Annotated in this window: 12 protein-coding genes and 2 pseudogenes; 9 read left to right on the top strand and 5 right to left on the bottom strand. The window is 70.3% G+C overall.

From position 1 onward, the window contains the following. Positions 1-150 precede the first annotated feature (150 nt). Both ADL34_RS23970 and ADL34_RS23965 read left to right on the top strand, forming a co-directional pair. Positions 151-621 carry an SHOCT domain-containing protein gene (locus ADL34_RS23970; RefSeq protein ID WP_062673709.1) on the top strand — a complete coding sequence of 157 codons (471 nt, stop codon included), beginning with the start codon at positions 151-153 and terminating at the stop codon, positions 619-621. Between the two features lie 66 nt (positions 622-687). Further along, positions 688-1,110 carry a DUF7144 family membrane protein gene (locus tag ADL34_RS23965; RefSeq protein ID WP_062673711.1) on the top strand — a complete coding sequence of 141 codons (423 nt, stop codon included), beginning with the start codon at positions 688-690 and terminating at the stop codon, positions 1,108-1,110. A 36-nt stretch (positions 1,111-1,146) separates the two neighbouring features. Here the strand turns inward: ADL34_RS23965 and ADL34_RS23960 are convergent, their stop codons facing one another. Further along, the gene (locus tag ADL34_RS23960; RefSeq protein WP_062673712.1) at positions 1,147-1,359 is read right to left on the bottom strand and encodes a twin-arginine translocase TatA/TatE family subunit; all 213 of its coding nucleotides are present in this window, start codon (positions 1,357-1,359) and stop codon (positions 1,147-1,149) included. A gap of 166 nt (positions 1,360-1,525) precedes the next feature. Here ADL34_RS23960 and ADL34_RS23955 point away from each other — a divergent pair, with 166 nt between their 5' ends. From ADL34_RS23955 to ADL34_RS23945, 3 genes are all read left to right on the top strand, one after another. Beyond that, positions 1,526-1,933 (top strand): BlaI/MecI/CopY family transcriptional regulator, encoded by a 408-nt coding sequence (locus ADL34_RS23955; protein ID WP_062673714.1) that lies wholly within the window; start codon positions 1,526-1,528, stop codon positions 1,931-1,933. Positions 1,934-1,939: 6 nt separating this feature from the next. Next, positions 1,940-2,872 (top strand): M56 family metallopeptidase, encoded by a 933-nt coding sequence (locus tag ADL34_RS23950; RefSeq protein ID WP_062673716.1) that lies wholly within the window; start codon positions 1,940-1,942, stop codon positions 2,870-2,872. 178 nt (positions 2,873-3,050) lie between these two features. Next, positions 3,051-4,418, top strand: a complete 1,368-nt coding sequence (locus ADL34_RS23945) for an LCP family protein (protein WP_199835625.1) — start codon at positions 3,051-3,053, stop codon at positions 4,416-4,418. A gap of 91 nt (positions 4,419-4,509) precedes the next feature. Here the strand turns inward: ADL34_RS23945 and ADL34_RS23940 are convergent, their stop codons facing one another. Further along, positions 4,510-4,965 (bottom strand): tellurite resistance TerB family protein, encoded by a 456-nt coding sequence (locus ADL34_RS23940; protein WP_062673719.1) that lies wholly within the window; start codon positions 4,963-4,965, stop codon positions 4,510-4,512. Between the two features lie 80 nt (positions 4,966-5,045). Beyond that, positions 5,046-6,032, bottom strand: coding sequence for a sporulation protein (locus tag ADL34_RS23935; protein ID WP_062673721.1), 987 nt, complete (start codon positions 6,030-6,032; stop codon positions 5,046-5,048). Positions 6,033-6,274: 242 nt separating this feature from the next. Between ADL34_RS23935 and ADL34_RS23930 the strand changes: the two genes are divergently transcribed. The 3 genes and pseudogenes from ADL34_RS23930 to ADL34_RS23920 form a co-directional block, all read left to right on the top strand. Then, positions 6,275-6,502: a type II toxin-antitoxin system VapB family antitoxin gene (locus ADL34_RS23930; RefSeq protein WP_062673723.1), complete on the top strand. Its 228-nt coding sequence runs from the start codon at positions 6,275-6,277 to the stop codon at positions 6,500-6,502. After that, a complete protein-coding gene (locus ADL34_RS23925; RefSeq protein WP_062673725.1) occupies positions 6,499-6,906 on the top strand; it encodes a PIN domain nuclease in 408 nt (135 codons plus the stop codon). The genes ADL34_RS23930 and ADL34_RS23925 overlap by 4 nt, the downstream gene beginning before the upstream one ends. Before the next feature lie 245 nt (positions 6,907-7,151). Further along, positions 7,152-7,727: pseudogene (locus tag ADL34_RS23920) on the top strand (DNA polymerase III subunit beta); the annotation flags it as partial. A 291-nt stretch (positions 7,728-8,018) separates the two neighbouring features. On the opposite strand, the gene ADL34_RS36430 reads toward ADL34_RS23920, so the two are convergent. Together ADL34_RS36430 and ADL34_RS23915 are read right to left on the bottom strand one after the other, a co-directional pair. Then, a complete protein-coding gene (locus tag ADL34_RS36430) occupies positions 8,019-8,189 on the bottom strand; it encodes a hypothetical protein (RefSeq protein ID WP_199835624.1) in 171 nt (56 codons plus the stop codon). 38 nt (positions 8,190-8,227) lie between these two features. Beyond that, positions 8,228-8,583 (bottom strand): annotated as a pseudogene (locus tag ADL34_RS23915) (PRC-barrel domain-containing protein). Between the two features lie 159 nt (positions 8,584-8,742). Here ADL34_RS23915 and ADL34_RS23910 point away from each other — a divergent pair. Then, positions 8,743-9,576, top strand: coding sequence for a YhjD/YihY/BrkB family envelope integrity protein (locus ADL34_RS23910; protein ID WP_062673727.1), 834 nt, complete (start codon positions 8,743-8,745; stop codon positions 9,574-9,576). Positions 9,577-9,662 lie beyond the last annotated feature (86 nt).

The raw sequence follows: 9,662 nt of genomic DNA, 5'->3' as shown, positions 1-9,662 counted from the left end.
GTCCGGGGGCGGCGGGCGGTCCGGGGGCGGCGGGCGGTCCGGGGCCGGGGGACTTCACCCGCCCAGGGTGAGGCCGTTCGACGTGAACATGCGCAACCTGGTGGCAGCGGGACCGCTGGACGGGCCCGCCCGCAGCGACGGAGGAGAGCGATGACCGGTTCCACCTACCTCGCCTACGACTTCCCGCTGCTCAGCATGTTCTGGACGCTCCTGTGGTTCTTCCTGTGGATCATGTGGTTCGTCCTGCTGTTCCGGATCATCGGCGACATCTTCCGGGACGACTCGCTGAGCGGCTGGGGCAAGACCGGCTGGCTGATCTTCGTGATCGTGCTGCCGTTCCTCGGTGTCTTCGTCTACCTCATCGCCCGCGGCAAGGAGATGGGGGGCCGCGAGGTCGCCCACGCCCAGGCCCAGCAGCGGGCGTTCGACGACTACGTGCGCGAGCGGGCCGGTGAGTCCGGCGGCCGCAGCAAGGCGGACGAGCTGGCCAAGCTCTCCGACATGCGCAACCGCGGTGACATCGACGACGACGAGTTCCGCCGGGCCAAGGAACTCGTCCTCAGCGGCGCCGGTCCGTCGGCCGGCACCTCCACCCCGCCCTCCTCGGGCTCCCGGGTCTGACCGCCCGGGACGAGCACCACGGGGACCCCAGAAGGACCCCGGGGAAACAAGGAATCGAGGCACACGATGGCCACCTCACACTCGCGTCAGGACCAGACCACCAAGTACGCGTGGGCCGCCGGCCTGACGGCCTTCGCCGCGGTCATGCTCACGATCGCCGGTCTCATCGCGATCTTCCGCGGGATCATGGGGATCGCCGAGGACGACGTCTTCCTCGCCACCCGCAACTACGTGTTCGAGTTCGACCTCACCGGCTGGGGCTGGGTGCACCTCATCCTCGGAGCGGTCGCCGTGATCATCGGCATCGGTCTGTTCCAGGCGCCGATGTGGGCGCGGATCGGTGGCGTGGCCATCGCCGCGCTGATCATCATCGCCAACTTCCTGTCGCTGCCGTACTACCCGGTGTGGTCCGTGGTGACCATCGCGATCTCCGGATTCGTGATCTGGGCCCTGTGCGTCACCCGGCGCGACGACATGCGCGGCTTCTGATCCGGTCCCGGGCCCCGGCCGCGTGCCGGGGCCTCCTCACGCCCTCGGCTCGTCCGTGCGCGGCGTGACCGCCTCGCCCTGGATCACCCGCGGCGCCGGCTGCTCGTCCCCGTCCTTCATCGCCTTGGCCTCGGCCTTCAGGATGCGCGCCGACTTGCCCGCCGAACGGACCAGTTCGGGGAGCTTCTTCGCGCAGAGGACGGCTATGACGACGATGAGGATGATCGCGATCTCGCTCAGTCCGAACATGAGGTCCGCTCCTCCTGGTGACCGGCGGCCCGGCCGTGACGGCGGGCCGTACCGGCTGAAATCTACAGCAGTGTAGATAGCGGGGGGAGACCGTCTCTGCTTTCCTTACGACGGACCGTTGTAGAGGGCCGACGTGACGCGCGGGCCGTCGGGAGGGAAGCAGGGCATGACGGAACGACGACAAGGCTCCCGGCGCCGGGGGCAGGGCGAACTGGAGGCGCTGGTCCTTTCGGCGCTGGGCGAGGCGGACGGGCCGGCGACGGCCGGCTGGGTGCAGGAACGCCTCGGCGGCGACCTCGCCTACACGACCGTCATCACCATCCTGACCCGGCTGCTGGCCAAGGGCGCCGTCACCCGGGAGCGCTCGGGCCGCTCCTTCGCCTGGACCCCGGCCTCCGACCAGGCCGGTCTCGCCGCGCACCGGATGCGCCGGGTCCTCGACGCCGAGAGCGACCGGGGGGCGGTCCTCGCGAGCTTCGTCACCGGTCTCGGCCCCGACGACGAGCGGCTGCTGCGGGACCTGCTGGGCCGCGCCGGACACACGGGTCGGACGCACAGCGAAGGGGAAGACTGACGCCTCATGGGGGTCTTCGCCTTTCTGCCGCTCGTCCTGCCGCTCACGGCCTGGCCGATCGCCCGGCTCGCCGAGCAGCACCTGCACCCCCGCACCGCGACCCGGCTGCTCACCGCCGTCGCCGCCGTGATGGCCGCGTGCAGCACGCTCTGCCTGGCCCTGGTGATGGTCGTGGGCACCGCCCAGCTCCCCGGCAACCCGCTGCCCGACGGCTGGTCCGACCCCGAGGTGCGGGCCGCCGTCCCCTACGACGAGGTCGTCGGCAAGGCCGCGATCCCGGCGCTGTGCGCGGTGCTCGCGGCCTGCGCCCGGACGCTCTGGCGGCACACCCGCGTACGCCGCCGGGCCCATCGCGCCCTGGCCGGGCTGCCGGCGACCGGCGTGGCCGTCCTCCCCGACGAGACGCCGTACGCCTACGCCCTGCCCGGCGGCCGGCGGGACCGCGTGGTGGTGACCACGGGCCTGCTGGAGCGGCTGCGGCCCGCCGAACGCCGGGCGCTGTTCGCCCACGAGCGGGCCCATCTGACCGCCGGGCACCACCGGTTCCTGCTCACCGTCCAGCTGGCCGCCCGCGCCAACCCGTTCCTGCGCCCCCTGCGCACCGCGGTGGCGTACACCGCCGAGCGCTGGGCGGACGAGGAGGCCGCCCGGCACGTCGGCAGCCGCCGGACCGTGGCGCTCGCGATCGGCAAGGCCGCCCTGGTGTCCCGGGGCATCCCGGCGCCCACCCTGGCCGGCTTCGCGGCTCCCGGGCCGGTGCCCCGCCGGGTCGCCGCCCTGCTCGGCCCGGAACCCGCCGTACGCCGCTGGCCGTCGCTGTTCACCGCCGTGGGCCTCGCCGCGTGGTGCGCGGCCGCCGGGACGGCCGTCTCCGCGATGTCCTCCGCGAACGCCGCGGTGACCATGGTGCTGATCCTGCACGCGGCGACCCCGCTCTGACTGCCCGGGCCGGCAGGGCAGTTGTGCGCTTTTGATCCTTCGGGCAACGGAAGCGACGCGGACCGACGTCTGTGACAGGGGGGACCCACGGCCGGTCCGGTCGTCGTATGTCCGTATCCATGTAGGGTTCGACGGACCCACGGGGGAGGGAAGCGTGAGCGGAACGGGGAGGCGGCGCATGGCGTCGTCCGGTGCGCGCAGGACCCGGCTGACGCGGAGGGGCCGGATAGTGGCCTGGACCGTCGGCGTCACCTCGGCGGTCGTGCTCGGGGTCGCCGGCGTCGGCGCCTGGGTCTACCAGGACCTCGACGGCAACATCAGCTCGGCCGACGTGGACGACAAGATCGGCGGCGACCGCCCGGAGAACCTCAGCCCGGGCTCCAAGAACATCCTCGTCGTCGGCTCCGACAGCCGCGACGGCGCGAACGCCAAGTACGGCAAGGACCTGACCACCATGCAGTCCGACACGCTGATGGTGCTCCATGTGCCGGCCAGCCGGAAGTGGGCCACGGTCGTGTCGTTCCCCCGTGACTCCTGGGTGGAGATACCGGCGTGCGACCGGGGCGGCGGCAACAAGTCCAGCCCTCACCACGCCAAGATCAACGAGGCGTTCGCCCTGGGCGGTTCGAGCGGCGAGGTCTCCGGGGCCGCCGCCTGCTCCATCAAGACCGTCGAGGCACGGACGGGACTGCGCATCGACCACTTCATGTCCGTCGACTTCCAGGGCTTCAAGGGCATGGTGGACGCCCTCGACGGCATCGAGGTCTGCCCCGAGGAGGCCATCCACTCCGAGAAGGCCCGCCTGGACATGAAGGCCGGCTGCCAGACCGTCGCCGGCGAGAAGGCCCTCGGCTACGTCCGCGTCCGCTACGGCGTCGGCAACGGCTCCGACATCGGGCGCATCGGACGCCAGCAGGAGTTCATGAACGCCCTCGTCGAGAAGGCGCAGGACCGGCTCACGAGCCCCACCTCCCTCTACGGCTTCCTGAAGTCCGCCACCAAGTCCCTGACCACCGACCCCGATCTGGCCGGAATCAAGCCCCTGTACTCGCTCGCGTCCGAGCTCAAGGGCATCCCGAGCGACCGGCTCACCTTCGTCACGGTCCCCAACTACCCGCGCGAGGCCGACGTCCCCACCGACAAGGCCAACGTCGTCTGGCAGTACCCGCACGCCACCGATCTGTTCAGCCGCCTGGCCAAGGACAAGGAGGTCGACGGCGACCGTCTGAAGGCACAGACGAAGGTTCCGCTGTACGCCTCCTCGGTGAAGGTCCAGGTCCTCAACGGCACCTCGACCCCGGGCCTGGCGAACACCGTCGCCGGCAAGCTGCGCGAGGCCGGCCTGACGGTCACCGGCACGGGCAACGCGCCCGAGCCGTCCGCCACCACGGAGATCACCTACCCGTCGGGCCAGGAGCAGCAGGCGAGGGCACTGGCCGCGCACGCCCCCGGCGCTCCGGCGCCGCGCGCGGCGGACGCGGGCGCTGCCGCGGGCGTGATCACGCTGGTCGTGGGCGACGACCTGGACGTGGACCGGATCCGCTGACGGCGGGTGGTACGGGTGCGCCGGGCGCCCCGTGCTGTGCGGGGTCGCCCGGCGCCTCTTCCGCTTCTCTCCGGTCCGGCCGGTCTTCCGGTCAGAGGTCGAACTCGTGCGGCGGCAGGCCGAGGGTGTAGCACGCCTCCCGGACCACGCCCTGCTCGTCCTTGTCGAAGTCGCCGTCGGCGCCGCCGATGACGATGCCGATCTGGATGACGGCACGCGCCTCGGCGGGCTTCTTCTTCGCCTTGGCGATCTCCTGCATCACGCTCACCTTGCCGAAGTCGAAGTCGGTGGTGAGGCGGTTCAGGTTCTCCTCGAAGCGGCGGCGCAGATCGTCGGCGGGGAAGTTCTGCAGCACCTCGTTGCCGGCGATGAGCTGGGCGACCCGCTGCCGCTCGGACGGGTCGACGGTGCCGTCGGCCGCGGCGACGAGCGCGCACATGGCCATGCTCGCGTCGCGGAAGGCGCCGCTCTTGAGGTCGTTCTTCTTCGCCACCAGCTGGGTCTGCATCGTCGATGCGGACTCCTTGATGCGGTCCCACAGGGCCATGCGGACTCCTCAGTCGCTCGTTCCCACAGCTATTTCTACAGTGATGTAGAAGTTACCAGGTGGCTGCCGGGCACGGCCCGCTAGTCCTCGCCCTCCTCCTCGTCGTCACCCTCGAAGAAGTCCCCGACCTCGTCGACGACTTCGGCGGCGACCAGGCCGCCGGCCACCCCGACCGCGAGCCCGGCAGCCCCGGCGGCGACGGCGGTCCCGACTCCGGGGCCGGAGTGATGCCCGTGGTGCGCGTCGTGCCCGTGTCCGTGCCCCTGCCCCTGCCCGTGGCCGTGGCCGTGCGCGTACGAGGCCCGATGCTCGGTCAACTGCCGCACCCACCCCTCGACTTCCGCGTTCCAGTCCCGGACGTCGTGGTGCCCGACGGTGACGTGGGTGAGGGCGTCGTGGCCGTCCGAGAACAGCCCCCCGCGCTTGTCGGCCTCCAGGACCACCTCCACACCGGCCGGCCCGGCGAGGAACGTCACCTCGATCTCGTTCATCAGGTGCGCGTACTGAGGGGGCGGGGTGAGCTCGATCTCCTGGTAGAAGGGCAGTTGCTGCCCGGTGCCGCCGATGTGCCCGTACTCCAGATCGGCCGACCGGAAACCGAAGCCGAGCTGCCCGAAGGCCTCCAGGACGGCCTCCTGCACGGGCAGCGGGCCGACGGTCAGTGCGTCCAGATCCCCCTTGTCCCGCGCCCCGGCGACCGACAGTTCGGTGCGCACGCCCAGGACGACGCCGAGGGGCTGGCCGTACAGCTCGGTGACCGGCGTCTCCCAGGGCAGCACCACACCGAACGGCACGGAGCGCTCCTCACCGGCGGCCAGCCGGAACCCCCCGCCCACGGTGAACCGCTCGAAGGTGACGACGCCCTCGCTCTCCCCGTCCGCGTGCTCGGCCTCGACACGGGCGACCAGCTCCAGGGTGATGTGCTCGATGTCGAAGTCGGCGGTGCCGCCCCTGAGCCGGACGTGACCGTCGAGCGTGCCGCCGGGGAGGGCCGGGCGCGGCTCGAGCACCGTGTCCACCGTGGGGCCCCCGACCCCGAGCGAGCCGAGCAGTCGCTTGAACACCATCGTGGCGTCCACTCCTTCACGTCGTACCTGCGTTGTGCTTCTACAAGCGCGTAGAAGAATATGCCGGGCGGGCCGGGGCGCGGGTGACACGGGTTGAAACCGGCCGGGTCCGCGTGATCAGGGTGCGGGCGATGCTCCGCGCCGAAGCCACCCCGGGACAATGCCTGAGCACCGCTGCGCCCCTGCGGATACAGTTGATCATGTATATTGATACATGCATTCATGTATACGGAGGTGCGTCCATGAGCAGAACCGTCATCGACCTCGACGACGACGCTTTGGAGGCCGCCGCGAAGGAACTCGGCACTTCGACCAAGCGGGACACCATCAACACCGCGCTACGCGAGATCGTGGCCCGCAATCGCCGCCTGCGCGCCCTTCATGAGCTGCAGGATCTGGTGGACGAGGGCGCCCTCGACGTCGAACTCCTCCTGGACAAGCGCAACTACCGGGGCGGTCCGGCGCGGTGAGCGTTGCCGACTACCTGATCGACACGTCGGCCCTGGCCCGCGTCCTGCTGCGGCAGGCGACGGAGGAATGGGAGCAGCAGATGGCTGCCGGACTGGTCGCCCTGTGCGACGTCACGGAGCTGGAACTGCTCTACTCCGCACGTTCCGCGAAAGACCGTGAGGTCCTGCAGGAACGACTGAACCAGTTCGCCTGGTGCCCCATGCCCGACGGCATCTACCGGCGTGCCCGCGTTGTCCAGCGCGAGCTGACGGCCAAGGGAGAACACCGCAGCGCCGGAGCCGTGGACCTTTTGGTCGCGGCGGCAGCGGAAGAAGCGGGCCTCACGCTCCTGCACCACGACCGAGACTTCGAAACGATCGCCCGCGTCACCGGCCAGCCGGTACGGACGCTCGACCTCAAGTAATGAACCCCACTCGTCCCGAAGCGACTGGTACGGGTGCCTGATCTTGAACGTTCCCCTGACCGGCGTCGCGCCGGATTTCGGGCTGACCGCTCGGCCGCGAGATTCGCTCCGAGCCGAGATTGACCCTCGACCTTGTAGAGGGCCCAGAGTGCCGGGTGTGGAGAACGACATGCGCAGCATCGGCGAGATGGCCCGTGAGAGCGGCTTGGGCGTGAGTGCCCCTGCGGTTCTACGACCGCGCCGGTCTTCACGTCGTGGCCACCGACCGATACCGCATGGCTGTCGCGCGGGCCCGCGTTGTCGGCCACGACGGGAGCCGTGTGCAGGTCGTCGTACCCTCCCCGCTCGTCGACGCGATGCGGGCGCTGTCGGACGGCCAGGGACCCGTGCGGCTCAGCGTGGACGACGACCGCGTGACTCTGGAGGCCGGGGACAGACAGGCAGCCGGTCAGTACCTCGACCACGACTTCCCCGACTACCGTCGCCTCCTGCCGACGCCCGGCGAGCGCCGTGCCCTCGTCGAGGTGGCGGCCTTCCGCAAGGCCCTGGAGACCGGTCCCGTCCACGCCGGCGAGGCGGGAGCGCCCGACCTCGGCGTGCTCAGACTGGAGAACGACGGCACGGTGACCCTCTGCACGGACAGCGACGACGACCCGAACCGCATCGCGGTCAACTGTGAGTTCCTGCTGAACGCACTGACCGCCGGAGCCCCGGACCGACTGTCCCTGGAGTTCGGGGCCCCCACGGCACCGATCGCGATCCGCCGGCCCGACGACGAGGGCGCCTCGTCGATCCTGATGCCGGTCCGCCTGGACGGCTGACCGCACCCTCTCCATTCGGCCGCAGCCGGACCAGACGCACAAACGCCCAGAGGCCCACCCGCGATCACGCGAATGAGCCTCTGACCTGTGTCGGGGTGGCGGGATTTGAACCCACGACCTCTTCGTCCCGAATGAGGTTCGGGCGGGATCGGCACCTGCCTGTTTGGCATTTCCGCAGGTCAGGGCATTGGGATCGGTAGGGCTCGGGTGGTGTCGGAAGGGCCCGGGGAGCGGGACGGCTCCCGTCGGCTCCCAATGACTGGGCTTCGAGGGAGTACAACGTGTCGTTCGTTATCGGAGGGGGCGGTGACCCGTGCGCTGGGACCAGCGGACGGCGATGAGGCCCAGCGCGGCCACAAGGACCACGATGCCGATGATCAACAAGTAGCCCAACCCATCTGCTGCCACTCCGATGATTCCCAGCACGACGGCGACCAGAACGAGAAAGAGGAAGAGGGCCATGACGCGTACGCCTCCTTCGGGTGGCTGAGCGCGGGTGATCAGCGGCGCGCGAGTTGCCGCTCGCCGCCTGTGCCCGTCTGGTAGGGCATGTCGTAGTGCTGGAAGATCGCTTCCTCCGACTCGGCGGGCAGGATGTCGTCCATGCCGACCGAGGGCGACTTCTTCACCAGCGTCTTGGTGTAGGAGACCTTGACGTAGCCGGGCCCGAGATCGCCTCGTCCAGGGGTACGAAAGCCAGGTGGTGGCGGGTGGGGAGCCCGGGGCGGACCGTGGCCATGGCCGGTTCGTCGTTGGTGGTGTCGACGTAGACCGCTTCGAGTACGCCGATCTTGTGGCCCTTGGGGTCGACGACGCTGCGGTTGCGCCACTCGCGGATGTCGGCTGCATGGATCATGGCCTGCCTCCTGGGCCGTTGATCATGGCCGGTGCGAGCTGCCCCTTGCGGAAGTCGCCGCCCGCTGAGCCCGGTGGGCCTCTGTTCTTCCAGGTTATCCGTGAACGTCTGCGTCGCGCCCTCGCGCGCTGACGGTATCGACCGTGGTAGTCGACAGGCATGCCGATGAAGCCTTCTGGTGCCGCGGACCGTTTGTCTTGGTTCGGGCGGCTGCGCCGCGTGATCAGCCGTTCGCCCGTCGGACGAGGATGGCGGCGGAGCAGGGACATTGAGCTGTGGTCACGTTCGCTGGGCTTTGCCGCGCTGGGGCTGCTCACGCTGGTGCCACTCCTGATCATCGTCTCCTCCGCCGATCCCGAGCACGGGCGGGGGTTCGCGCAGTGGCTGGGGGAGGGGCTTGGTGTGTCGAGGGCCTCCAGACGCCAGGTCGAGCAGCTGTTCATCCGGCCCGGTCAGGCCCTGCGGACGACGACCGTGTTCGGTATCGCCGCCCTTGCCGTGTTCGGCCTGGCCTTCGGGGCGGCGGTGCAGACCGGCTACGAGAAGGTCTGGGACCTGCCGCCGGCCGGCTGGTGGGCCAGATGGCGGCATGTGGTGTGGCTGGGTGTCCTCACCGGATACCTTTTCGTCTCCGCCACCACCACGCTGCGCCGCGAACCCCTGGCAGGCGGGGCCGTGGCCTCGCTGAGCGCCGTGCTGTTCCTGTGGTGGTCCCAGCGCGTGCTGCTCGGCGGGAGGGTCCGCTGGCGTGCCCTGTTGCCCGGCGCCGTGGCCACCGTGATCGGGCTGCTCGGCCTGAGGGTTTTCTCCAGGCTCGTCTTCTCGCCGTTGATTGCATCCAACGCTGTCAGCTACGGCCCGGTCGGAACCGTCCTGGTCATCCAGTCCTGGCTGGTCGGCGTGGGTGTCGTCGTCTTCGGCGGTGCCCTGGTAGGCCGACTGCTGCACGAGGAACTCCCACGCTTGGCCCACGTACTGAACCGGCGCAGTTGAGATGCGGCCCTGCAACCGGTCAGCTCGCCCGGGCCGCGAGTTCGTCGTCGTGGGGTTGCCGCTCGGAGCCGGCGAGCAGGACGAAG

This window comes from Streptomyces sp. NRRL WC-3605, assembly GCF_001509795.1.
GTDB classification, from domain to species: domain Bacteria; phylum Actinomycetota; class Actinomycetes; order Streptomycetales; family Streptomycetaceae; genus Streptomyces; species Streptomyces viridochromogenes.
The sequence above is the reverse complement of the archived record's forward strand: the minus strand, read 5'-3'. Positions and strand labels throughout refer to the sequence as shown.

Coding starts and splice junctions, on each gene's coding strand:
- ADL34_RS23970 (WP_062673709.1), top strand. CDS start 151: ATGACCGGTTCCACCTACCTCGCCTACGACTTCCCGCTGCTCAGCATG.
- ADL34_RS23965 (WP_062673711.1), top strand. CDS start 688: ATGGCCACCTCACACTCGCGTCAGGACCAGACCACCAAGTACGCGTGG.
- ADL34_RS23960 (WP_062673712.1), bottom strand. CDS start 1,359: ATGTTCGGACTGAGCGAGATCGCGATCATCCTCATCGTCGTCATAGCC.
- ADL34_RS23955 (WP_062673714.1), top strand. CDS start 1,526: ATGACGGAACGACGACAAGGCTCCCGGCGCCGGGGGCAGGGCGAACTG.
- ADL34_RS23950 (WP_062673716.1), top strand. CDS start 1,940: ATGGGGGTCTTCGCCTTTCTGCCGCTCGTCCTGCCGCTCACGGCCTGG.
- ADL34_RS23945 (WP_199835625.1), top strand. CDS start 3,051: ATGGCGTCGTCCGGTGCGCGCAGGACCCGGCTGACGCGGAGGGGCCGG.
- ADL34_RS23940 (WP_062673719.1), bottom strand. CDS start 4,965: ATGGCCCTGTGGGACCGCATCAAGGAGTCCGCATCGACGATGCAGACC.
- ADL34_RS23935 (WP_062673721.1), bottom strand. CDS start 6,032: ATGGTGTTCAAGCGACTGCTCGGCTCGCTCGGGGTCGGGGGCCCCACG.
- ADL34_RS23930 (WP_062673723.1), top strand. CDS start 6,275: ATGAGCAGAACCGTCATCGACCTCGACGACGACGCTTTGGAGGCCGCC.
- ADL34_RS36430 (WP_199835624.1), bottom strand. CDS start 8,189: ATGGCCCTCTTCCTCTTTCTCGTTCTGGTCGCCGTCGTGCTGGGAATC.
- ADL34_RS23910 (WP_062673727.1), top strand. CDS start 8,743: ATGCCGATGAAGCCTTCTGGTGCCGCGGACCGTTTGTCTTGGTTCGGG.